Origin of the sequence: Methanosarcina sp. KYL-1 (assembly GCF_024372725.1) — an archaeon.
Classification (GTDB): domain Archaea; phylum Halobacteriota; class Methanosarcinia; order Methanosarcinales; family Methanosarcinaceae; genus Methanosarcina.
Genome location: NZ_VOUA01000019.1, coordinates 17,414 through 40,210, shown reverse-complemented (window position 1 = coordinate 40,210; position 22,797 = coordinate 17,414). Strand labels below are relative to the sequence as shown.

General features: G+C 49.7%; 21 protein-coding genes. 15 read left to right on the top strand and 6 right to left on the bottom strand.

Annotated features, from left to right (window positions below; genetic code table 11):
* Positions 1-19 precede the first annotated feature (19 nt).
* The 3 genes from FTO70_RS12595 to FTO70_RS12585 form a co-directional block, all read right to left on the bottom strand.
* Positions 20-1,465, bottom strand: a complete 1,446-nt coding sequence (locus tag FTO70_RS12595; protein WP_255336106.1) for a class I SAM-dependent DNA methyltransferase — start codon at positions 1,463-1,465, stop codon at positions 20-22.
* Between the two features lie 143 nt (positions 1,466-1,608).
* On the bottom strand, positions 1,609-3,897 hold the full coding sequence (gene hsdR / locus FTO70_RS12590; RefSeq protein ID WP_255336105.1) for an EcoAI/FtnUII family type I restriction enzme subunit R: 2,289 nt from the start codon (positions 3,895-3,897) through the stop codon (positions 1,609-1,611).
* A 177-nt stretch (positions 3,898-4,074) separates the two neighbouring features.
* On the bottom strand, positions 4,075-4,947 hold the full coding sequence (locus FTO70_RS12585) for a hypothetical protein (protein WP_255336104.1): 873 nt from the start codon (positions 4,945-4,947) through the stop codon (positions 4,075-4,077).
* A gap of 177 nt (positions 4,948-5,124) precedes the next feature.
* Here FTO70_RS12585 and FTO70_RS12580 point away from each other — a divergent pair, with 177 nt between their 5' ends.
* The gene (locus tag FTO70_RS12580; RefSeq protein WP_255336103.1) at positions 5,125-6,693 is read left to right on the top strand and encodes an ATP-binding protein; all 1,569 of its coding nucleotides are present in this window, start codon (positions 5,125-5,127) and stop codon (positions 6,691-6,693) included.
* Here the strand turns inward: FTO70_RS12580 and FTO70_RS12575 are convergent.
* The 3 genes from FTO70_RS12575 to FTO70_RS12565 form a co-directional block, all read right to left on the bottom strand.
* The gene (locus FTO70_RS12575) at positions 6,677-8,107 is read right to left on the bottom strand and encodes an NAD(P)/FAD-dependent oxidoreductase (protein WP_255336102.1); all 1,431 of its coding nucleotides are present in this window, start codon (positions 8,105-8,107) and stop codon (positions 6,677-6,679) included. The two genes, FTO70_RS12580 and FTO70_RS12575, sit on opposite strands and share 17 nt — an antisense overlap.
* A gap of 1,190 nt (positions 8,108-9,297) precedes the next feature.
* Entirely contained in the window at positions 9,298-12,045 is a 2,748-nt protein-coding gene (locus tag FTO70_RS12570; protein WP_255336101.1) for a DEAD/DEAH box helicase, read from the bottom strand.
* A 164-nt stretch (positions 12,046-12,209) separates the two neighbouring features.
* Positions 12,210-12,737 (bottom strand): hypothetical protein, encoded by a 528-nt coding sequence (locus FTO70_RS12565; protein ID WP_255336100.1) that lies wholly within the window; start codon positions 12,735-12,737, stop codon positions 12,210-12,212.
* A 333-nt stretch (positions 12,738-13,070) separates the two neighbouring features.
* On the opposite strand from FTO70_RS12565, the gene FTO70_RS12560 reads away from it, so the two are divergent.
* From FTO70_RS12560 to FTO70_RS12495, 14 genes are all read left to right on the top strand, one after another.
* Complete coding sequence (locus FTO70_RS12560; RefSeq protein WP_255336099.1) at positions 13,071-13,661, top strand: 50S ribosomal protein L15e; 591 nt, start codon at positions 13,071-13,073, stop codon at positions 13,659-13,661.
* Positions 13,658-14,101 carry an RNA-binding protein gene (locus FTO70_RS12555; RefSeq protein ID WP_255336098.1) on the top strand — a complete coding sequence of 148 codons (444 nt, stop codon included), beginning with the start codon at positions 13,658-13,660 and terminating at the stop codon, positions 14,099-14,101. Before FTO70_RS12560 ends, FTO70_RS12555 begins: the two co-directional genes overlap by 4 nt.
* Positions 14,094-14,813 carry a ribonuclease P protein component 3 gene (gene rnp3 / locus FTO70_RS12550; protein ID WP_255336097.1) on the top strand — a complete coding sequence of 240 codons (720 nt, stop codon included), beginning with the start codon at positions 14,094-14,096 and terminating at the stop codon, positions 14,811-14,813. The genes FTO70_RS12555 and rnp3 overlap by 8 nt, the downstream gene beginning before the upstream one ends.
* Positions 14,810-15,181 (top strand): Rpp14/Pop5 family protein, encoded by a 372-nt coding sequence (locus FTO70_RS12545; protein ID WP_255336096.1) that lies wholly within the window; start codon positions 14,810-14,812, stop codon positions 15,179-15,181. Before rnp3 ends, FTO70_RS12545 begins: the two co-directional genes overlap by 4 nt.
* 461 nt (positions 15,182-15,642) lie before the next feature.
* The gene (locus FTO70_RS12540; protein WP_255336095.1) at positions 15,643-15,789 is read left to right on the top strand and encodes a hypothetical protein; all 147 of its coding nucleotides are present in this window, start codon (positions 15,643-15,645) and stop codon (positions 15,787-15,789) included.
* A 541-nt stretch (positions 15,790-16,330) separates the two neighbouring features.
* Positions 16,331-17,080 (top strand): archaeal proteasome endopeptidase complex subunit alpha, encoded by a 750-nt coding sequence (gene psmA / locus FTO70_RS12535; protein ID WP_255336094.1) that lies wholly within the window; start codon positions 16,331-16,333, stop codon positions 17,078-17,080.
* A gap of 96 nt (positions 17,081-17,176) precedes the next feature.
* Complete coding sequence (locus FTO70_RS12530) at positions 17,177-17,869, top strand: ribosome assembly factor SBDS (protein WP_255336093.1); 693 nt, start codon at positions 17,177-17,179, stop codon at positions 17,867-17,869.
* A gap of 11 nt (positions 17,870-17,880) precedes the next feature.
* Positions 17,881-18,660 (top strand): exosome complex RNA-binding protein Rrp4, encoded by a 780-nt coding sequence (gene rrp4, locus FTO70_RS12525; protein ID WP_255336092.1) that lies wholly within the window; start codon positions 17,881-17,883, stop codon positions 18,658-18,660.
* A gap of 87 nt (positions 18,661-18,747) precedes the next feature.
* Complete coding sequence (gene rrp41, locus FTO70_RS12520; RefSeq protein ID WP_255336091.1) at positions 18,748-20,241, top strand: exosome complex exonuclease Rrp41; 1,494 nt, start codon at positions 18,748-18,750, stop codon at positions 20,239-20,241.
* Positions 20,225-21,025, top strand: coding sequence for an exosome complex protein Rrp42 (gene rrp42, locus FTO70_RS12515; protein WP_255336090.1), 801 nt, complete (start codon positions 20,225-20,227; stop codon positions 21,023-21,025). Before rrp41 ends, rrp42 begins: the two co-directional genes overlap by 17 nt.
* 176 nt (positions 21,026-21,201) lie before the next feature.
* Entirely contained in the window at positions 21,202-21,483 is a 282-nt protein-coding gene (locus FTO70_RS12510; protein ID WP_255336089.1) for a 50S ribosomal protein L37ae, read from the top strand.
* A 31-nt stretch (positions 21,484-21,514) separates the two neighbouring features.
* Positions 21,515-21,652 carry a DNA-directed RNA polymerase subunit P gene (locus tag FTO70_RS12505; protein ID WP_011021777.1) on the top strand — a complete coding sequence of 46 codons (138 nt, stop codon included), beginning with the start codon at positions 21,515-21,517 and terminating at the stop codon, positions 21,650-21,652.
* 5 nt (positions 21,653-21,657) lie between these two features.
* Entirely contained in the window at positions 21,658-22,137 is a 480-nt protein-coding gene (locus tag FTO70_RS12500; RefSeq protein ID WP_255336087.1) for an rRNA maturation protein, read from the top strand.
* Positions 22,138-22,207: 70 nt separating this feature from the next.
* A complete protein-coding gene (locus FTO70_RS12495; RefSeq protein WP_255336086.1) occupies positions 22,208-22,456 on the top strand; it encodes a KEOPS complex subunit Pcc1 in 249 nt (82 codons plus the stop codon).
* Positions 22,457-22,797: the final 341 nt, after the last annotated feature.

The window sequence follows — 22,797 nt, the reverse complement described above, 5'->3', positions numbered from 1 at the left end:
CTCAACTATTTTATAAAATTCAATTATGATTTAAGGAGTTTATAAGTTCTTCTTTTAGCTCCTGCCGGACTTTGGAGATTTCGTTAAGCAGAGATTTGTACTTTTCCAGCAGTTCTTCAGGGTCTCCGTGGTCGTTTTCAACGGTGTTGGGGTTTTTGATGTCGAGGTTGTAGTTGCTGGCGATTACGTCTTCTACTTTGACTTTCCAGGCGAATTCGCTTTCCGTCCTGTTGTCCCACCAGGCTTTTTCGGGGGCGAACTCTTCTATGCGCATGGGTTTGGTTTTGGAGTAGGACCTGTAGCCGGCGGGGTAGGGGTGTTCGTAGTACCAGATTTCTTTTGTGGGTTCGCCTTTGGTGAAGAAGAGGAGGTTGGTCTTTATGCCTGTGTAGGGGCTGAAGACGCCGTTAGGGAGGCGGACGATTGTGTGCAGGTTGCATTCCTGAAGGAGTTTTTCTTTGATGCGGGTCTTTACGCCTTCCCCGAAAAGGGTTCCATCAGGGAGGACTATTCCGCATCTGCCTCCGTCTTTTAGGAGGTGCATGATGAGGACAAGGAAAAGGTCAGCGGTCTCACGGGTCTGGAAGTTTGCCGGGAAGCTTGTTTCTATGCCGTCTTCTTCCATGCCGCCGAAGGGGGGATTTGTCACTATTACATCCACGCGGTCTTTTTGGGTGTAGTCGCGGAGGGGGCGGGCGAGGGTGTTGTCGTGGCGGATGCGGGATGGGACTTCTATGCCGTGGAGGAGGACGTTGGTTACGCAGAGGAGGTGGGGGAGCTGTTTTTTCTCGACGCCGGAGATGGATTCCTGCAAAATGCGGTGGTCTTCTACGGAATTCACGTATTTTTCGCGGATGTGTTCGATTGTGCTGGTCAGGAAACCGCCTGTCCCGCAGGCAGGGTCCAGGACTTTTTCGCCGAGTTTGGGGTCAACCATGTCTACCATGAACTGGGTGACTGCGCGGGGGGTGTAGAACTCGCCTGCGTTGCCAGCGCTCTGGAGGTCTTTTAAGATTTTTTCATAGATTGAGCCGAAGGTGTGCAGGTCTTTTGAGCTGGTAAAGTCGATCTCGTTGATCCTGTTAATGACCTGGCGGATCAGGGTCCCGTTTTTCATGTAGTTGTAGGAGTCCTCAAAGACGTCCCTGACCACAAAACCACGGGGATCGGAGTTTTCATCAAAGGAGAGGTTCTTGAGGGTCCTGAAGAGTTTATCGTTGATAAAGTCCAGCAGGGAGTCACCGGTAATTCCCTCGGGATCGGCTGCCCAGCTCTTCCAGCGTAGCTTTTCCGGGATCGGAGAGACGTATTCGTCATCTTCCAGTTCGTACTCTTCTTCCCTCGCATCGAATATTTTCAGGAACAGCATCCAGCCGAGCTGGCTTATGCGCTGGGCGTCTCCATCCACACCTGCGTCTTTTCGCATGATGTCCTGAATGCCCTTGATTGTTGTGTCCAGTGACATGTTTTTCCTTTCCTGCAATTTGAACCGTTATAAAAAAAATACTGGGGACACTATTTTGTAATCCCACATAAGCCCTTCGAATCAGGTTTCAAGCCTATGGAAGTTTTCCTGTCAGGTTTATGGCAGTTTCTCCGGTTTTTGAATCAGGCTTCCAGAGTATAGAGCTGTGACTCGAGCCCCCGGACTGCTTCAAGGTAGCTGCTCTTGCCCCCGAACAGTTTCACAATCTCCATCGGGGTCCCTATCCTGTCAAAGGGCTGGACTTTGAGGACGCTCATGTTCTCAAGGTTCTCGATTCCGTCATCCGCATACTTGTCAAGCAGGGTGTCAAGGACTTCCTGTGCCTGTTCCCCGTATTTGCTGAAATAGTCGCTCTTTTTCACCTTTTCAGCCCGCTCTTTTCGGCTCAGGGGCGGGCGGTCGAAGGCAACATGGCAGATCAGGTCAAAGGGATCAAAGTCCTTTCCGACTTCCTCGGCAAGGGCGTCCAGCAAAACTCCCTGTTCTTCAAGTTCGGCAAGGATAACCTGCTTTTTTTCGGCTTCGTTCCAGTGTTTCAAAAAAGAGTTCAGAGACTCAAAGTCCTTGAGCAAGGTCTTTCTGGTGTAGTCTTTTAAGGATTCGGTAATCAGTTTCCCATCCGGCCCGTAGTACTGCGTGCGTTCGGTAACAACGCCCACTTCCACGTCATCAACAACATACTTCTCCCGGTCCGTTTCCTCTCCCGGCCCCCTCGGGCGGATGACTTTTCCGTCAGGCCCGTAGATCTCCACCGGGTCGCCGTCAAAGTCCGGGTCGGCAAAGAGTTCCGTTGCCTTCCTGAAGTCCATGATCGTGAAATAATACTTCCCGAAATCTTCCCGGACACGGGTCCCCCTGCCTATGATCTGCTTGAATTCGGTCATGGACTGGATGCGCTTGTCAAGCACTATCAGTTTGCAGGTCTGGGCGTCCACGCCGGTGCTCATGAGTTTGGAGGTGGTCGCAATCACAGGGTAGCGGCTCTCAGGGTTTATAAAGCTGTCAAGTTCGGCTTTTCCTTCCGGGTTGTCCCCGGTTATCCGCATCACATACTTCCGGTTTTCCCCTGCAAGGTCCGGGTTTTCATTAACAAGGGCTCCCCTCATCCGCTCTGCGTGGTCTATGTTCTCGCAGAAAACGATGGTCTTGTCAAAGCGGTTGTTTGCCTTCAAAAATTCGGTAATCTTCTTTGAGACCAGCTCGGTCCTCTTTTCAAGCACAAGGTCCCTGTCAAAGTCTTTCTGGTTGTAGATCCTGTCTTCAATTGGCCTGCCGTACTTGTCCACCTTGCCCTTTTCCGGCCTCCAGCCTGCAAGGTCTTTGTCAAGGTCTATGCGTATCACCCTGTAGGGGGCCAGGAACCCGTCTTCAATCCCCTGTCTCAGGGAATAAGTGTAGATAGGCTCCCCGAAATAGTGGATGTTCGAGATTTCCTTTGTCTCCTTCGGAGTCGCAGTCAGCCCGATCTGAGTTGCCGAGGAGAAATATTCGAGGATTTCCCTCCAGGCCGAGTCCTCGGCTGCACTTCCCCTGTGGCACTCGTCCACGATTACCAGGTCAAAAAAGTCATGTGAAAACTGCCTGTATATGTTTTTCTCCTCTTCCGTCCCCGAAACTGCCTGGTAGAGGGACAGGTAAATCTCATATGACTTCTCAGCTTCCCGGTTTTTGATCTTTGTCATCGCCTTTCCGAAATGCTTGAAATCATTGATCTTTGTCTGGTCGACAAGGATGTTCCTGTCTGCCAGGAAGAGGATTCTTTTCTTTACCCCTGCCTTCCAGAGTCGCCAGATTATCTGAAAAGCCGTAAGGGTCTTTCCCGTGCCTGTTGCCATAACGAGCAGGATTCTGTCCTGCCCTTTCGCAATTGCCTCCACAGTCCGGTTAATGGCTATCCGCTGGTAATAGCGCAGAGGCTTCCTGAAATCAATAAAATAGTCCTGGGTTACGATTTTCTGCTTGCCTTCATCAAGCCCTTTCCATTCACAATATTTCTGCCAGAGAAATTCGGGCTCCGGGAACCGGTCCAGGGGGATTTCCTCTTCCACATTCCCGAGAGTGCCGGTCCGGTCATGCACAAGGAAGCCGTCCCCGTTGGAACTGAAAGCAAACGGGATGTCCAGCATCTCAGCATACATAAGGGCCTGCTGCATGCCGTCCCCCACCGTGTATATGTTTCTCTTTGCTTCCACCACTGCCAGGGGGATATTGGGTTTGTGGTACAGGATATAGTCTGCCCTCTTAGGCTTCCCCCTGCTTGCGGTCGAGCCTTTGACAATGATCCTGCCATTGGTGAGATTCACTTCTTCCCTTATCTGGCGCTCATCCCATCTGGCCTGCTTGATCGCGGGTGTGATGAACTTCGTACAGATATCCCTTTCACTCAGTTCTTTTTTATCGACATCTTCCATTTGGCAGTCTTCCGGTTTTTCATCATATCAGACAATATATATTCATATTGTAAACCCGTTTAAACCTTAAAATCTTTACTGATTTTGCCCTTTCAGGAGTTAAAATCCAACCAGACCCATCCAGAAAAAAATTTCAAACGAGAATTAAAAAATAATAATGCCGTTTTTCAAAAGAAATCAGTTCTCAAACAGTGCAGGCAAATTTGTTTTGCCTTCATGCCTTACGAGGCTGACATTTTTCAAAATAACATATCTGTCAAACACTACCTGGTCAGAGATCACATTTTCTGTTGCTAAAGTGAAGTAGCATCCATTATCTTCTAGTCCAGTCCCGTTTTTTATATAGACCGTTTCACCGTTCCTGTAGAGGAAGATGTGGCCTTTTTTCGGGGCATAGATTCTATTATCTTCAATCCAGTACTCCGACTCTGTAAAATTCGCCGTCATATACGGGAAATAAAAATTATACAGACCTCCGGTTGGATTCGGTTTTTGTATCGGCGGATTCCACTCGCAGGGAAACGCGGCCTCTTCTACTATAGTATTTGAATAAATGGTGGCAGTATCATTTTCCAGGAAAAACAACCCATCCGGGTGCAGGACATGGAGCCCGTCTTCAACTTTAATTGTTGTGTATCTGGGGTCTCCCAGTATTTGTTCAGGGAAGAAGTGGTAGACTTGCCCTTCATTAATGCCCAGGTACGAACTGCCTATTTTTTGCCCGATATCCCCGTTTAATTTTACAGTGGTTTTTGTTGAGAAGGCTTCCAGGCCCTCGGTGCCAGAAATCTCAGCGTCAGAGTTCTCAACTCCCTCATCTTCTGATTTTAAAACTTCAGCTTCCGTGAAATCCGCCTCAGCACCTGGAGCACCTAACGCCGGATTAATTTCAATTTGCTCCCCGTTAGCTGCAGAGGCGTTTTCTGCAGAATCTTTTGTTTCAGAAATTTCCGGGGCGCTGACGGCGTCCTCCTCCGGGGCATTATCCTGTTCTGTACAACCCGCCGTTAAAATGACGAGAAATAAAATCATCACAATGAACTTTTTCATTTTCTACCGTCCTCTTTTTTCCAGATTGCAAAAAACCCGGCAATGCTGTCAATATATCTTTACATTGTAACCCATTATTCCTTAAAATTTTTACGAAATATTCCTGTATAAATAAAAATTCCAATATGTCCGCCCGCAAAAATACTTATATTTATAATCATTATATTCATAAGTATTATGAATTTCTACTCCCGGGAAAAAGAACTCGAACTAATGGACCTCCTCTACGGGTCCCGCCCCTCTTTCCTGGTCATAACCGGCAAACGCAGGGTCGGAAAAACCGAACTTATCCGCCAGTTCATGAAACAGTTCACGGAGCAGGCAGGAAAGGGCGGCAAGGAAGGAAAAGGCAGACAGGCAGAAAATGAAGGAAAAGCCGGCAAGAACGAAAAGGACGAAAAGGACGAAAAGAACGAAAAAGCCGGAAAGGAAGGAAATGCCCTCTACTTTTTCGTGGACAGCAACAAGAGCATAGGGCTTTTGATGGAAGAGTTCGGGCAGGTCCTGAAGTCCGGGCTTGGCCTCCCCGACTATATTAAGGTGGATGAACCTGAGGCTTTTCTGGAATTCCTGACCTCTTACGAAGGGGACCTGGTAGTTGCCATTGACGAGTTCCAGCGGTTTCAGAAAATCTATCCTTCTTTTATTTCACAGCTCCAGAGGTACTGGGACCTGAAGCCGGAAAAGTCCCGGCTCTTCCTTGTTGTTTCGGGCTCCTCCGTGGGCATGATAAAAAAGATCTTCATCGAGGACAAAGCCCCGCTTTTCAAACGGGCGGACAATATCCTGACCCTGAAGCCTTTCGGGGTCCGTGAGGTCTTTGCAATGCTCGAAGACCTGGGGGTCAGGGACAGTGAGGAAAAGCTCAAGCTCTACTTCCTGTTCGGGGGCACGGTTTACTACTACAGGCTCTTTGAAAAATACGGGTGCAGGAGTTTTGAGGATGCCCTTGAAAAGCTCATCTTCAGCGACTTTGCGCCGCTAAGGGATGAAGTCCGGGATGTCCTTATCGAGGAGTTCGGAAAGGAACATGCCACCTACTATGAGATCATCTCAGCCGTTGCCAGGGGGAAGGCTTCCCAGAGTGAAATTTCCGACCTGACCCACGTCTCGCCAAATTCCCTGGGAAATTATTTTTACGACCTGATAGACCTGCTGGGCGTCCTGGAATACCGGATCCCGGTGCCTGAAAAGCCGGGCAGGAGCAAGAAGGGGAGGTATTTCCTGAAGGACAATTTTTTCAGGTTTTACGGGTACTTCATCTATCCCCGGCTCAGCCAGTACATGGCAGGGAACTACGGACTTCTCCTCGATAAAGTCCGGCAGGAATGGAGCAGCTACACAGGTCTCCTTTTCGAAGCCCTGATGAGAGATTTGATCACCGCCGAACTTGCAGGCGAATATCCGGAAATAGGCCCCTGGTGGGACAGGCGGGGGAACGAGATTGACCTTGTGGGGCTCAGCCCCGGAACAGGGAAGGGAAAAGGAAATGGCTCTAACACTGGCCTCTACCCCGGCCCTGAAACCGGAAAAGTCCTGCTCGTGGAAATCAAGGACAGGGAGCTCTCGGAAAAAGATGCAAGAAAAGTTCTCAGCTCCACACTCGAAAAAGCAAAATACATCCCGGGGTGCCGGGACATGCAGATCGAAGTGGGGATTGCAGCAAGAAAAATAGGGGGCAGGAAAAAGCTTGAAGACGAAGGCTTCCGTACGTGGGAACTTAGGGATTTCACCCTTTCCCTTTAACCTTCTCCACTATCCCTTCCGCAGCCATGATGCCGGTTGCAGCCGCATTTACGATGTCTCTTGAAAGCCCTGCCCCGTCCCCGGCTGCAAAGAGGTTCTTGATTCCGGTTTCCATGTTCCTGCCGACTTTGAGGTGCATGGCGTAGAACTTGACTTCGGGAGCGTAGAGGAGGGTCGAGTCCGAGGCAACCCCCGGGATGATCTCGTTTAAGATCTCCAGGCCTTCGATGATGTCCATGACTATCCTGTGGGGAAGGGCCATGGAGATGTCTCCGGGGGTAACGTCTTTTAAGGTATTGGCCACGAGGTTTCTTGCGAGGCGCTCTTCTGTTGAGCGGCGGCCGCGCCTGAGGTCGCCCATGCGCTGGAGGACAGGTTTTCCCCCGCCGATCGTGGTTGCCAGTTTGGCGATTGAGCGGGCGTATTTTGTGGTGTTTTCCATGGGCTTGGTAAGTTCGATTCGGACCATGAAGGCAAAGTTGGTGTTTTCGGAGAAGGTTCCGGACATGGAGTGGCCGTTTGTTGCGACAAAGCCCTCATACTCTTCCTTTACCACAAAACCCCGCATGTTGGTGCAGAAGGTCCGGACAAAGTCGTCGTAGCGCCGGGTCTGGATGTGGAACTTGGGGTCGCGGTTGATCCGGGTCACGGGGTCCATGATGATTGCCGGGACTTCTACCCTGACCCCGATATCGATTCCCCCGTAACTGGCCTCGATTCCGTGCTTTTCAATAATTTCAGAGACCCAGTCGCAGCCCCTCCTGCCGGGTGCCAGGAGCACGTAATAGGCCCGGAGAGTCTCCCCGCCGGCAAGCACAACGCCCCGGCAGGTCCCCTCTTCCACGATAAGGTCTTCGACCTCGCTTTCCAGCAAAAAGTCCACACCTTTCTTGACAAGGTCCTTCTTGAATCTCCCGATCACGTCAGGGGCGTTGTCCGAGCCTATATGCCGCTGCTTGATCTCGATAAAGCGGGCCCCGACCGAAGCCGCCCTGCGTTTCAGTTCGTCGATTTCCGGGCCTTCGGTGAGCAGGGACCCTTCGGGTGCCCCGAACTTCAAAAAGACCTTATCCACCCGGTTTACGAGTTCCCAGGCCTTGTCCTGGTCCCCGGTAAGGGCTGCCAGGTCTCCGCCGATGTCCGGGCGCAGGTTCAGGGTCCCGTCGGAAAACGTCCCGCAGCCCCCGACCCCGCACATGATATCGCAGGGGGTGCAGTGTATGCAGTATCCCAGGGTTTTCATGGGGCACTGGCGTTTCTCGATGTCCTTTCCCATATCAACGATCAGGATATTAAGCGGCTGCTTTGCAAGCTCGTATGCCGCAAACATCCCGGCTGGCCCTGCCCCGATTATCAAAACGTCATATCCGGGCCTGGCTCCCCCCTTCCCTGGAACCTGCTTTTCCGTATCCATGGCTGTATCCCCGTAAGAATTCGTAAGAAAACTCAGATTAATCAGATTAATCAGATTATTTGTAGAAATTTTAGAAAACTCAGCACATCAGACTTTACAAAAATATCAGATATAAAGATATCAGACATTATAAAGAACGCTGTACTTACTTTTATACCCTCCTTTCATCCCCTGAGTATAAAAGGTCCCCTGGACATAAAAAACGTACCTGTTTGCCCGGATGCAACCACGCTCCCGAGATTCAGGACGCAGTTATCACAGGCAAAACCCGGAATAGGCAAACATCCGGGAAGATTTGCAGGTTTATAGTTACAGGCTTATGGCCCTGAAGGAAAACATAAACATGAAAGCCATAAACAACATTACAAACATCATAAACGGAAATAACCTGTTCATATGACTAACCCCACAGTTACTTTATCAATAGTAAACCACACAACCAACCGAATGAACCGGGAATTGAGGGAACTGAATTGAACGCAACCACGAGACCAATTCAGCTACTCAATTAATCGGGAATTGAGGGAACTGAATTGACCCCAACAAAAAGTCCAATTCAGTTACTCAACCTGGGAATTAAGGGAACTGAATTGACCCCAACCAAAAGACCAATTCAGTTACTCAACCTGGGAATTAAGGGAACTGAATTGACCCCAACCAAAAGACCAATTCAGTTACTCAACTTGGGAATTGAGTGAACCGGATTGAACGCAACCACACAATCAATCCAGTACTCAATTAACTACGGTTATTCGATTAATGTAACACTACATCAACTATATACTACCGTATACTATAAGAACCTTTCACTTTTTTTCCATAATTTAGGAAGTTTATAGGAGAACTTACTCAATATTGTGAGCGAGTAGAGTGTATAAAAGAGAAGTTAGGACAACATATGCAGAGTTCGACTATCCATCGCTATATTTAGACTTTCTATATATAATAAGACTATTTTTTATTCCACAGCCAGCCAATTCCATGTGCATATGCCCCTAAATATCCACCATCCGTATCTTCATATCCCACTTACTTAATTAAAAAAATGTTTAAGTGTTCCGCACCACAAAAGAATGACAGATAAAAGCATTGTAGACAGATAAAAGCATTGTAGACAGATAAAAGCATTGTAAGTACATTGTCAGTACATTGTCAGTCAATAATCTGAGAAGTTTCATCTGAGAAGTTTCTCACCGTATTCTTTTAACAACTAGTTTCTTTACAGCTTTTTTCCCGCTGCCGTCCTCGCAGTTCCCGCTTTCTTCAGCTGCCCCGTTTTCTGCCGCTTCAGTCCAGACCTTGAAGTGGGAATCGCTTGCCGCCCCGAGGTCCCTGATACGGATTTCAACGGGCTTTTCCCGTGTTGCCTCTATCCTCCCGATGAACTTCTGGTAAAAAGCTTTTGCTGCGGCTTTTTCAGGTACCTGGGCGGAGATTACTCCGAGCATGGCCCCGTTTTCATCGGTTGCAACAAAGGTCTTTTCCCTGGGCTCCTTTACGCTGGCAGGCTCCTGCTTTACGGCTTCCCGCCTGAGCTGCCTTCTTACCCTGTCAAGGGCAGCGCCTGAGTCCCGGACTGCCACGGATTGTCCGGAGGCGGCAATTTCGGAGAGGTGCTTTTCTTTTTTCTGAGGGGGGACGTAAGGGGCTTTTCCCAGGAGCTCATGCAGGAGCATTATTGCAGCCTGCTTGTCCAGGGGCTCATTATTGTTCCCGCACTTGGGGGACTGGATGCAGCTCGGACAGCCGCTTTCGCAGGGACAGGTCTCGATGGCTTTCAGGGTGCCGTCCAGGACCTGTTCAATCAGGTCGTAGCCTTTTTCGGCGTACCCGACGCCTCCCCTGTGCCCATCATAAACGAAAATCCCGCTTTTTCCACCCAGGTCGGGATGGGAGGGGGTAGAAAGGCCGCCCACGTCGCTCCGGTCCACAAGGAGGTGGAGGGGGTACATGGAAATCATGGCATGTTCCACGGCATGGATCCCGCCCGCAAAGTCAAGCTTATGCTCTTCTACCCTCTCCTGCAGCCGGGCCGGGAGTTTTAACCAGAGGGCCACGGTCTGAAGGGCGATTGGCGGCATCTCGAGCTCGTGGGCGCTCATGGTCTCATTGCTGTAGGTCTGGACCTTCCTGTACCCGACCACCCGGTCCGTGACCTCGACTTCCCCGAGCCCCACCTCCACGTCCGGGGCGTGCATGAGGGCCTTTGCAGCGTAGGACTCCTGCAGGGCCACGGAAGAGTCAATCATGGGCTTTGTGTGGTAACTGTCATGGGTCTTTACTGCATGGATCTCTTTTTTCTCGTGGTCGATCCTGTTTATATAGTAGGGCTCGCCCCTGTGCATATAAACGGCCCCGGGGTGGCATTCCCGAAAAGCCAGGGTCTCTTCGATGTCCTTTTCGATCGGAAAGCTTTTTTCCCCTTCAAAAGCCAGGAGGGAATACGTGTTGCTGTCGATTCCCCTGAGGGAGACCTGTTTGTACGGGAAGGGGTCCGTGGAAAACTTCGGGTCGTCCCCTGCAAGCAGCCCCTCTGCCTCCAGGAGTTCCACAACCCTGGAAAAACCTTTTCCGAAGTACTTCTCATCCCGGGCCCGCAGGGGGATTTCTTTTGCCGCACAGAGCAGGTGTCCTGCCAGGATGTAGGGGTTTTTGGGGTTTAGCACAGCGTTTTCACTGCCCCTTTCAAAAAAGTCGGCAGGGTTCCTCATATAATACTGGTCAAGGGCGTTTGTGCCTGCGACCAGGACCACCACGCTTTCGTTCCCGCTCCTGCCTGCCCTTCCGGCCTGCTGCCTTGCACTCATGACCGTGCCCGGGTACCCGTCAAGGATGCAGGCGTCAAGGCTTCCGATGTCAATCCCCAGTTCAAGGGCATTTGTGGAAATCACGCCCTTTAATTCTCCGGAAGCCATTTTCTTTTCGATCTCCTCCCTTTCCCGGTCGAAGTAGCCGCTCCTGTAGGAACAGATGGCAGAGGAAAGCCCCTTTTCCCTCAAAAGTTCCCTGCAGCTTTTGTACATCCGCTCCACTCCCTGCCTCGCTCTCGTAAAGGCAAGGGTCTGCAGCCCTGCCTGCACAAAATTTGAAAAGAGGGTGGAAGCCTCGTAAAAGCTGCTCCTTCTCAGGGTTGTCCCCCTTTTGTTAAGGTACAGGGGCGGGTTCCAGAAAACGAACTGCTGGGGCCCGTGGGCCGAGCCGTTCCTGTCTATCACCGCAGCTTCCCTCCCAATCAGGGCTTCCGTATGCTCTTTAGGGTTCCCGATGGTTGCCGAACAGCAGATAAACTGCGGAGAAGCCCCATAGTACTCCGCAACCCGCAAAAGCCTGCGCAGGAGGTTTGCCATATTGCTCCCGATAACGCCCCTGTAGTAGTGGCTCTCGTCCACGACAATGAATTTCAGGTTTGAAAAAAAGCGCTTCCAGAGGTGGTGCCAGGCCAGGAAGCTCATGTGGATCATCTCGGGGTTCGTGAAGACCACGTTTGTCTGTCCATCCCGGATTTTCCTCTTCTGGGCATCGGAAAGGGCTCCGGTGTAGCGGGCGATGCCTGCCCCTGACTTAAGCCCTTCCTCAAATTCCAGGAAGGTCTTGAGCTGGTCGTTTACCAGGGCGTTGAGCGGAGAGATGTAAAGAGCCGTAGCTTCAGGGTCTTTTAAGACCGCTTCAAAAATCGGGATCAGGTACGTAAGGGACTTTCCGCTTGCCGTGGTCGTGCAGAGCACAATGTCCTTTCCCTCCCGAACCTTTTCGATAGCTTCCGCCTGGTGGGTATAGAGCTTTTCGATCCCCATCCCAAAAAGGGCAGCGTTAACCTCCGGTTTCAGTTCCAGAGGTGAATAGGAAGCTTCCCTTTCAGGGGTCTCTTCGATATGCACTACCTGGTTTTCATACCTGGGAGAAGCTTTTATTTCATTAAGCAGGCGGGAGATATTCATTTTTCGGCTCCATTTTTTTATCCATACCTTATGCTCCGGTCGACCACTACTCGGGAGTTATTTTTGATACTTTATTTTTCCGGTATGGATGAAGATTGCGCCTAATTTGAAAGAAGCGAAACGGCTCAAGTGGGGAGCGGCACGGGACGGGATAGACTGAAAGATCACGGGTCGAAAAAAGACTCCATTTTTTCATAGGTAGAATTCATTTCTTCCAGAGAGTTCTGAAGGTTATCAAAGTCCAAACCCATTGATTCCTGATCTGAATTGATATCCTCAAGAGTAGAGTTTGCAATCTCAATCTCCAGGTTTATCATTTCCCTGCTCATGTTCAGGGCTTCCTTACTCTGATTTATTGATTGGAAGGCAAAGTCCAGGTCCCCACTTGCGTTTACCAACCCCGTGTTCGAATCAACATACACGAGACCCTTTTCTAAAGACTCCAGCATGGAACTTATATAATCCAGTATTTCGGTTGCTGCCTGCAAAAAGTCTTTCATGGGGCCGAGAACCGAGTTTATCATTTCTGAAAGGGAGTTTACACTATCTACGATTGGTTCCGGCATGTCGGATACGGATAGGTCTCCTTCGGTTCCATCTCCCGAGCTCTCTTCAGCCAGCACGGGTTGCACCGTTGAGACGGCTGCTATTAAGACAAGTATTACTCCCATAAGCAAAATTCTTTTATTCATACACACCCTCGCTGAAACCAAAATTACCTGCATAAATATTAATTCAATAACAGTGCCAATTGTTAACGAGATGTAATTTGCTGCAATATATTGATATATAACAGTTTGATTTAAATTACTAAATTATATAAATAGATTTACAATAACGGTTCATCTCAGGGCTTTATGGTTCATCTCAGGGTTTTCTGGTCATTTATTTTCGGCGGGGCAAAGCTTTAAATCAGATGATTCAGTTCTATCGCATTGTTTCATTTTCGGGATAGGGTCCCGTTGGAATGTAGTCCTGTAGCCAGGGCTGAACCGTGAAACAAGAAGTGAAACCAGGTGTAAAAATTGTCAAAATCTTTTTACGGATACGTACGTGACGCATGGAAAAACCCTGATGAGACTTATGTGAACGAGCTCCGCTGGGAGCGCCTCCAGGTCTGGAGAAAACAGGGATCTGTTACCAGGATCGAAAGGCCTACCAGAATTGACAGGGCACGCACACTCGGATACAAGGCCAAGCAGGGCATTGTAGTCGCCAGGGTAAGGGTGCGCCGCGGAGGGCTCAGGAAGTCCAGGTACATACGCGGGAGAAGGACCCAGAAGATGGGCAAGAACAAGATCACCGGAGGCATGAGCATCCAGAGGATCGCCGAGTCCCGTGCAGACCGCAAGTACCCCAACCTTGAAGTCCTGAACTCCTACTGGGTAGGCGAAGACGGAAAACACAAGTGGTATGAAGTAATCCTTGTGGACCCGCACCACCCTGTAATCAAGAGCGACAAGAACCTGAACTGGGTCTGTGACCCGTCCGTCAGGGGAAGGGCCTCCAGAGGCAAGACCAGTGCCGGCAGGAAGGGTAGAGGTCTGTCAACACGCGGCAAGGGTACTGAAAAGACCAGGCCGAGCATCCGCGTACACAAGAGTCGAGGCAAGTGATTCACCACATAATGCTGCGTGTGATTGCACACGCAACCGAAGACACATCCAGAGTCCGCGAGGCTCTGGACTTTTTTTTATTAGGTGCCGGGGTCCGGGACGGGCGTGAGCGAATAGAAGAGCTTTCGGCTGAAGGGCACCACGGAAATCCCATTACCATCCTGAGCGTGCAGCTTAAAAGAAAGGCTGAGTGCCTGGGCTTTGCCCGCTTTGTCCGGGAAAACTTTTCGGACGAAGACCTGGAACTGCTCAGGGGAGAAATGCCCGAGAGGCTGGACGAAGCCCAGTTGTTCCATCTCCGCTTTGACAAACAGGCTGCGTACCTGCAGCAGGTGAAACTGACCGATTCCTCGGATGCTATCACCGCAAAGGTCAAGATAGAGACCTATCCGAAGAGCCGGGAGAAAGCCGGTGCAATTGTGGAGGAATTGTTTGGGTAAACCGAAGTTTTATGACTTTTGCGTGCATGCAGCTCCTGATGGCGAAAATACTGTAGGGGAGATGGCTTCCCTGGCCCGCCATTTCGGGTACAGCGGTTTTGCACTGACCAACCATTCGGACAAACTCCCAAAAACCCGGCCCTTACTGCCTGAGGCAGATGGTTTTGAAGTTTTCAGGGGAATCGAGCTGGTCGAAGAAAACCCCTCAAAACTCCACGGGATGATAGGGAAATTCCGGAGTAATGTGGACGTCCTGATAGTGCACGGCGGCTCCGAAGCGGTCAACAGGGCTGCGGTTGAAAATCCGCGGGTTGACATCCTGAACCACCCGTCCTTTGACAGGAGCAGCGGGTTAAACCAGGTGCTGGCAAAAGCTGCAGCAGAAAACGGTGTGGCTATAGGGCTGAACCTGAGGCCCCTGCTCCATTCCAGAGGTTCCAGGCGCATCCGCCTGCTTTCGGACCTGGGGGCAAACCTGGACCTCGCCAGGAAATACGATGTATCCCTGGCCCTGACAAGCGATGCGATGTCCTGTTTTGACCTCCGCGCCCCAAGGGAGATGCTTGCCCTGGCCGAAGTCTGCGGGCTTGAGGAAAGCGAAGCCCTTGAGGCCCTGAGCACTGTTCCGGAAAGGATCCTGGCAAAGAACCGCCCCGGTCCCGGAATTATCCGGGAAGGTGTGGAAGTGCTTGAAGAGGAGGACTTCTTTTGAAACGTCTTATGCCTTCGCTCCGCGCAAAAAAGCGCTACCTGCCCTTTGAGCTTATCTCCGAAGAACCTGCAAGCCGGAGCGACCTGGTAAGGGAAATTATGGCATCTGCTGCTTCCCTGCTAGGGGATGTTACAGCCAGCGAATGCGACATAAAAGTGCTCGGGTTCGAAGAAGGAAAGGGCATCATCCACTGTTCCCACATAAAAGTGAAGGAAACAAGAGCTGCCATGGCCGCCCTCACCCGGATAAACGGGAAACGTGCAACCCTTCATGTGCTTGGGTCATCAGGCACGGTTAAAAGGGCCACGGAAAAATTCCTTGCAAATTACGAGCCCTTTGAGCCCAAAGCGGAAAACGTTCAAGAATAAGAACGTAAAGGGTAAAACCGGAACAGGGTTGCATACGGACAAATCCGTATGTCCGCATATGCCGATGCCTGTATGAGCCGGTAACTGTATATGCAGGATAAGCATTAGAGATGCCTGAAGTTATAAGGCAAAGCTATTAAATTGAAAGTAGCCGAAGTTAGCAGCCTGATTGAAAGCAGCCTGAACTAGCTGTCTGATACTTACAAGTTAGAGATAAGTTAGAGCTGCCTGACTGAAAGCAAACTGAGTTAGTTGTCTAAATATGATATATATGATAGATATAGTCAGATCATAGATATGGTCAGAGCTGCTTAACTGATAGCTGTCTAATGTATAATATAGTGAATGGTTATTAAGTAACAGGAATTATATTATTGATTGCAGAAGGCTGATTAAGAAGGCCAGACGACAAAAAGCCGGTCGCAGAAGTTTAGCTTGCATAAAGCTGATTGCGGGGAGATTTGCCGGGAGATTTGCCGGGAGATGACAAAAATAAAGCTCTTCCGGGATATCCGGCCCTGGAAGTGCGGGAACCCGGAGAAAGGAGATTATTAAGGCCGGCCTTCGCCCCGAAACGCGGGGAACTGCAAGAGGCAAAACTCCCTTAAAGGCGCAAATCTGGCTTTAAGGGCAGGAAAAGTTCAGTGCTTTCACAAGCATTATAACTGAGTAAATACACTTTATTAACGGACTTTGTTAACGTTGGAATGGACCTTCAAGCAATGCTGAACGGTCATTCAAGTGCGCGAATCCAGATTTCGCTTGGAAAAAAGACCTTGCAGGGTAGAAGTGCCTTCTAATTCCCTGTAGTGGGGGTATTTTCCGCTGGTTTCGTCCGGAAAGCCGATAAAGGCAGAAAGTCCTGAAGTTAAGGCTTGAAAAACTCTAATAAGGAATAAATGCTCTATAAGAAATCCAGAACCGGTTTTCTTCTAAGAATGAGGGTTTCAAAGACTTTAAGGGCCTGAAATTTCGGGATGTCCGCACGGGCTTTACGACCACCGACCGAAGCCTTTTTTGGGCAGGCAGTGGTTACCTGGCGAATCTGCGGACCTGAAGTACCTTGAAGAGAAAAACAGGTCCGGCTCCGGGCCGGCAAGGCTTGAAGCAGTATACGTTTATAGAAATTAATCCAAGGAGATACGGAATATGCAGATGGCACCACAGATGGGTTATGACAGGGCAATTACGGTATTCAGCCCTGACGGAAGACTTTTCCAGGTAGAATATGCCCGCGAGGCGGTCAAAAGGGGAACAACAGCCGTGGGAATCAAGGCAGCCAATGGGGTAGTGCTGCTGGTCGACAAGCGTATAACAAGCAGGCTCGTGGAAGCCGAGTCAATTGAAAAAATTTTCCAGATTGACGACCACATAGGAGCTGCAACGTCGGGCCTGGTGGCTGACGCCCGCTCTCTTGTTGACAGGGCCCGGGTAGAAGCACAGGTAAACCGGGTCTCCTATGACGAACCCATAGGTGTAGAGGTAATCTCAAAGAAGATCTGCGACCACAAACAGACCTATACCCAGTACGGAGGGGTGCGCCCCTATGGGACTGCCCTCCTGATTGCAGGTGTTGACGACCACAAGCCCAGGCTCTTTGAGACCGACCCGAGCGGCGCCCTGCTGGAATACAAGGCAACAGCCATCGGAGCCGGCAGGAATGCGGTAGTGGAAGTCTTTGAGGCAAATTACAAGGAAGACATGGACATCGATGCAGCAATCCTTCTCGGAATGGAGGCGCTGTACAAAGCTGCCGAAGGCAAGTTCGATGCCGGTACCCTTGAAGTGGGTGTTGTGTCCCTGGAAGACAAGCAGTTTAGAAAACTCGTGCCCGAAGAAGTCGAGAGTTATGTCCAGCAGATCCTTGAGAAACACAAGGGTGCAGAGGACAAAGAATAAAACCTATATAGCATTCAGGAATGAGTACTCAGAAAATATTCTGGGATCAGAAAATATTCTGATACTCAAACTTAAATTTTAGGAAGGTATTCGAAAATGGTGTCCCTGGATGAGGCAGTGAGTGCACGGCTCAAAAGAGGCAGCAAACATTTCGAAGTTCTGGTCGAGCCTGAAGGAGCTCTGGCTTACAAGCGAGGAGAGGAAGTAAACTTAGAAGACATCCTCGCAGTCGAGACCATATTCGAAGATGCAGGCCGAGGGGACCGGGCAGCAGAATCAGATATTCTTAATGCTTTTGAAACAACCGATCCCTATGAGATTGCCGCCGTGATCCTGAAAAGCGGAGAGCTCCAATTAACCGCTGAGCAGAGAAAACGCATACTTGAAGAAAAAAAGAGAAAAGTTATATATACCATTTCCAGGAATGCAATAAACCCCCAGACAAGGGCCCCGCATCCTCCGGCCCGTATAGAAAAGGCGATGGAGGAGGCAAAGGTGCATATAGACCCTTTGAAAAGCGTGGATCAGCTGGTAAGCATCACAATGAAAGCCATCAGGCCGCTTATCCCCATACGCTTTGAAGAAATCGATGTTGCTGTGAAAATCCCTCCCGAATATGCCCCAAAGGCATATGGGGACATTTCCAGGGCCGGGACAATTACGAAAGAGGAATGGCAGAAAGATGGTTCCTGGGTTGCAGTGGTCAGGATTCCGGCAGGAGTCCAGACTGATTTTTACGCTCTTTTAAATCATCTCACAAAGGGAGAAGCTCAAACTAAACTTTTATAAGAGGATGTTGGATGGATAAAAAAATAGTGATCCCTGGTGACCTGTTGTCCGGAAATGTGAAAAAAGCCGGATACGGGACATATGTCAAGAACGATAAAGTCTATTCTTCGTTGTGCGGTATTGAAAACATCAAAGAGGAGAGGGTTGGAGTGATCCCTCTTGCCGGGACCTATATACCTTCCCCGAATGACGTTGTGATAGGGATCGTTATTGTGGTCACCCCATCCAACTGGATAATGGACATTGCTTCTCCTTATGATGGCCTGTTCCATGTATCCGAATATCCCAGAAGAGTCGAATCACGAGAGATGTCTGGAATCCTTGATGTAGGCGACGCAGTAATTATCAGGGTAAAAGATGTGGACAGTTCCATGAAAGTCGAACTTGCCCTGAAAGAGTCAAACCTTCAAAAGCTCAGGACGGGACAGATTGTTGAAGTTGCGCCCGTAAAAGTCCCCCGTGTGATAGGACACGGCGGTTCCATGATCTCGATGCTGAAGAAAGAAACTAACTGCAGCATTTTTGTTGGCCAGAACGGCAGGATATGGATCGATGGAAAAGATGAAGATATGGAGCTTTTGAGAAAAGGACTGCAGGCAATTGAATCCGAAGCCCAGCGTTCCGGATTGACAGATTGGGTCTATAATTTTTTGCAAAATGAACGGATTAGGCAGAAAGAGCCTAAAGCCAGTACATTTTTTAAAAATGAGAAGAAAGACGTGGCCGAAACAAAAGAAGTCCATGCCGAAGAGACCTATAGGAAAATCGATGCACTGTTAGACCCGAAGTAATGTCCGGTTTGCAGGACTGAAAGGGATTTGTAGGAAAACCCTCTGTTATGAGAACTTTGTTGTAGGAAGTTGTTTGGAGATTAAAGTATGAGCGATAAACCTGAAAAATTAATTACTGAGGATGGGCTGCGTCTTGATGGGAGGCGTGTGGATGAAATCAGGCCCATGAAAATAGAAATCGGCGTACTCTCTAGAGCCAATGGTTCCTGTTATCTTGAATGGGGCAAGAACAAGATCCTTGTGGGCGTATACGGCCCCAGAGAAGCACACCCCCGCCGCACCCAGCGCTCAGATTCCGCAGTTATCCGTTATAGATACAATATGGCATCTTTCTCCGTAGAAGACCGCGCCCGCCCCGGCCCAAGCAGGCGGAGCATCGAAATCTCGAAGGTCTCAAGGGAAGCTTTCGAACCCGTGATTATGGCCGAGCTTTTCCCTAAAGCCGCTATTGACATCTTTGTGGAAGTACTCCAGGCTGATGCAGGGACAAGGACTGCGGCAATTAATGCTTCGAGCATAGCCCTGGCAGATGCTGGAATACCCATGAAGGGCCTTATCACCTCCTGTGCTTTCGGAAAAGTGGACGGGCAGGTAGTGCTTGACCTCAATAAGGACGAGGACAACTACGGCGAAGCAGACTTCCCGGTAGCCATGACCCAGGACGGGGAAATTACCCTCCTCCAGATGGACGGGCACCTCACCCAGGAAGAAATCAAGAGAGGCATGGAACTCGTAAAGATGGGATGCAAGCAGATCCTTGAAATCCAGCAGGCAGCCCTCAGGACGAAGTTCACGGCCCCGGCAGAAGAAGAACCTGCAGGAGAGGCCGGAGCTGAAGAGAAAGCAAAGGAAGCAGAAGCTGAAGCAGCTCCTGAATACGCCCTTGAGGCAGCAATTCTTGAGAAATCCATTGAAGAAGTTGTCGAGGAGGAAGAAGACTCCGAAGAAGCTTTCGCTGAATTCCAGGGTACTGAAGTAATTCCGGAAGCTGAAGAAGAAGCCGAAGCTGAGGAAGAAGAATTCGAAGAAGAAACCGAAGCTGAGGAAGAAGAATTCGAAGAAGAAACCGAAGCAGAGGAAGAAGAAGAATTCGATGAAGAAACCGAAGCTGAGGAAGAAGAAGAATTCGATGAAGAAGCCGAAGCTGAGGAAGAAGAAGAATTCGAAGAAGAAACCGAAGCAGAGGAAGAAGAAGAAGAATTCGAAGAAGAAACCGAAGCAGAGGAAGAAGAAGAATTCGAAGAAGAAGCCGAAGCAGAGGAAGAAGAAGAATTCGAAGAAGAAGCCGAAGCAGAGGAAGAAGAAGAATTCGAAGAAACCGAAGCAGAGGAAGAAGAAGAATTCGAAGAAGAAACCGAAGCAGAGGAAGAAGAAGAATTCGAAGAAACCGAAGCAGAGGAAGAAGAAGAATTCGAAGAAACCGAAGCAGAGGAAGAAGAAGAATTCGAAGAAGAAACCGAAGCAGAGGAAGAGCCCAAAGCAGAGGAAGAAGAAACCGAAGCAGAGGAAGAGCCCGAAGGCCCCTGGAAGGTAGTAAAAGACCCGTCCAATGTAGAGTCCAGAGGTGAAAACAATGAGTGACGTTATCCCCACCCTTAAGAAAGATTACATTTACAACCTCATGATCAAAGGGAAGCGCCTGGATGGGCGCGGGTTTGAAGATTTCAGGGACATAAAGCTCGAGACAAATGTTATTGCCAAGGCCGAAGGTTCTGCCAGGGTTACCCTTGGAAAGACCCAGGTCCTTGTGGGCATAAAGCTCCAGACAGGCACTCCTTTCCCCGATTCCAGGGACGAAGGCGTGATCATTACAAATCTGGAACTGAACCCGATTGCTTCTCCGAGCTTCGAGCCGGGGCCCCCGAGAGAAGAGGGGATCGAAATGGCCCGGGTCGTTGACAGGGGAATCCGGGAATCAGGCGCAATTGATATAAAGAAGCTTTGCATAACGGAAGGGGAATCCGTCTGGATCGTCTTCATAGACGTCCATGTCCTCAACGATGAAGGAAATATCATTGATGCATCCTGCCTCGCTGCAATTGCAGCCCTCATGACCACCATGGTCCCGAACAAGCAGCATGGACTCGGAGAGGACGTGCCCCTTGCAATGAAGGAAATGCCTGTGGGTGTGACCCTGGCCAAGATAGGTGGAAAACTGATGGTTGACCCATCCCTGGACGAGGAAGCTGTTTGCGAATCAAAGCTGACAGTGGTGTCCAGTTCGGACGGCTCGGTTAACGGCATGCAGAAAATGGGCCCTGCTCCTTTCACTGAGGAAGAAGTCCTTGGAGCAATCGCTATGGCCTTTGAGAAGGCAGCTGAAATCCGGGAGAACTTCCTGGCAGCCCTGGCAAAAAAGGAATAATCCGGGCAGGATTAATTAAATATAAATATTAAATGCCTGTATTACGGTCTAAGCGCATGTAATCAGGTGATGAAAGGAACCGGAGTAAGACAGGCTTCTGGGGCTTTGCCTCAAGGCTGGCCGGTTCTGGGGAATCACTTCAGTTTAAAGGTTTATAGCTTAAGGAGTTTATAACGATGGCAAAAAAATTCACTAAGAAAGGAAGGATTTCCAGATCTGCAGGCAGGTTCGGAACCAGGTACGGCAGAAAGGACAGAAAGCTCGTTGCAGACCTGGAAGAACGCATGCGTGCACCACACGTATGCACCAAGTGTGCCCGCCCGAACGTTAAGAGGATCGGGACAGGAATCTGGAAATGCAGCAAGTGCGGCCACACCTTCGCCGGCGGGACCTACATCCCCTACACCAGCGTTGGCCAGACCCTCCTGCGCACAATGAAGAACACCCTCGGGGCATAAACGGACAGCTATTACGGTTGTGTGAGGTCGTATGGGTTACAAGTGCACTCGATGCAAACAGAAAGTAGAAATCGACTACGAGTACACAGGCATACGGTGCCCGTACTGCGGACACAGAATCCTGGTAAAAGAGCGTCCGACAACCATCAAACGCATCAAGGCCGAGTAAGAAGTATGTTCATTACTTCTTCTCGCAAACCTTCTGCAAAGACCCGGACGCTCTGCAAGCGGCTTTCCCGGTTTACGGCCAGCAGGTATGTGAACCGCGGCAAGATGGGCATGCAGGAGCTTCTGGGCCTCGCAGAGGGAGAAGCTTTCATAGCCGTGGGAGAGTACCACGGAAACCCCGGAGAACTCGGTTTTTACGGAAAAGCCGGGCAGCTTCTTTTTTCCCTCAGGTTTACGGAATCAGCCTCCCAGGAGATTGATTCCTACTGGTTCCCTGAAACGGAACCTCTGCTTGCCGGCAGGGGAGAGATTGCAAATGCTCTTGCGGATTTCTTCCCCTTTACAAGAGTTGCCTACGATAAAGTAGAGGAATGCCCTCCGGGTTCAACCATGATGGTTGTGGGAGACCAGGCTATAGACTTTGTAGCCGAAGGAAAGCCCCTCTTAAGGTTTAACCTCAAAGGCTTCAAAAGGTACGACCAGTAAAATCGGTTTCCTGACCTTTTAAGCTTCTGAGAACCAATTTCCAGGACCGCTTTTTACCAGGAGGAGTTCCTTGAAACTTTCCGCAGAATTTGTCTTTGAGGCCCAAAATGCAGGCATAATTTACCAGGCTGTCCTGCCCGAACTGGACGAGGCATTCTCCGAAAGGTCCGTAATCGGGCTGTCCCTTGAGGACGCCAGCAGCCTTGTACTGACGGTAAAAGCTGAAGACGTGGTCTCCATGCGTTCGGCCCTGAACACCTGGTTCAGGCTCATCCAGATTGCCCAGGAAGTCTCCGAGGCCGCCGCAGAAGCCCGCTAAAGCAACTACTATTCGCTAGCAACCTACTATTTTTCCAGATTTTACTTTTTCCTGGTTTGCTGTTTCCTTATACCACCGGAAGAGCAGCCAGAAATATAAAAAAAGAAAGGGAGTCAGCTTAAACATAATTTTTTTCCGGCAAGCAAAAAAGAAAGAAACAGTTTCGAACTTCCCGGAGTGTAATCAGAACTGGAGGTTTCGCATTAACACATATTTATCTTTTCAACCTCATTTAACCTAGCTTTTCTCAAATTTCATTCCTGACACGTTTCTTTAAATACCGTTTCCTTTACTTCCACCTTTTTTCGGTCGGGGTTTATTTGGCCTGAAGGCCCTTTCCG

Excerpts from the sequence above, each read along its gene's own strand:
- FTO70_RS12565 (WP_255336100.1), bottom strand. The coding sequence starts at position 12,737 with ATGAATAAAAGAATTTTGCTTATGGGAGTAATACTTGTCTTAATAGCA.
- FTO70_RS12570 (WP_255336101.1), bottom strand. The coding sequence starts at position 12,045 with ATGAATATCTCCCGCCTGCTTAATGAAATAAAAGCTTCTCCCAGGTAT.
- FTO70_RS12500 (WP_255336087.1), top strand. The coding sequence starts at position 21,658 with ATGTTCATTACTTCTTCTCGCAAACCTTCTGCAAAGACCCGGACGCTC.
- rrp41 (WP_255336091.1), top strand. The coding sequence starts at position 18,748 with ATGAGCGATAAACCTGAAAAATTAATTACTGAGGATGGGCTGCGTCTT.
- FTO70_RS12530 (WP_255336093.1), top strand. The coding sequence starts at position 17,177 with ATGGTGTCCCTGGATGAGGCAGTGAGTGCACGGCTCAAAAGAGGCAGC.
- FTO70_RS12510 (WP_255336089.1), top strand. The coding sequence starts at position 21,202 with ATGGCAAAAAAATTCACTAAGAAAGGAAGGATTTCCAGATCTGCAGGC.
- psmA (WP_255336094.1), top strand. The coding sequence starts at position 16,331 with ATGCAGATGGCACCACAGATGGGTTATGACAGGGCAATTACGGTATTC.
- hsdR (WP_255336105.1), bottom strand. The coding sequence starts at position 3,897 with ATGGAAGATGTCGATAAAAAAGAACTGAGTGAAAGGGATATCTGTACG.
- FTO70_RS12580 (WP_255336103.1), top strand. The coding sequence starts at position 5,125 with ATGAATTTCTACTCCCGGGAAAAAGAACTCGAACTAATGGACCTCCTC.
- FTO70_RS12505 (WP_011021777.1), top strand. The coding sequence starts at position 21,515 with ATGGGTTACAAGTGCACTCGATGCAAACAGAAAGTAGAAATCGACTAC.
- FTO70_RS12585 (WP_255336104.1), bottom strand. The coding sequence starts at position 4,947 with ATGAAAAAGTTCATTGTGATGATTTTATTTCTCGTCATTTTAACGGCG.
- rrp4 (WP_255336092.1), top strand. The coding sequence starts at position 17,881 with ATGGATAAAAAAATAGTGATCCCTGGTGACCTGTTGTCCGGAAATGTG.
- FTO70_RS12595 (WP_255336106.1), bottom strand. The coding sequence starts at position 1,465 with ATGTCACTGGACACAACAATCAAGGGCATTCAGGACATCATGCGAAAA.
- FTO70_RS12575 (WP_255336102.1), bottom strand. The coding sequence starts at position 8,107 with ATGGATACGGAAAAGCAGGTTCCAGGGAAGGGGGGAGCCAGGCCCGGA.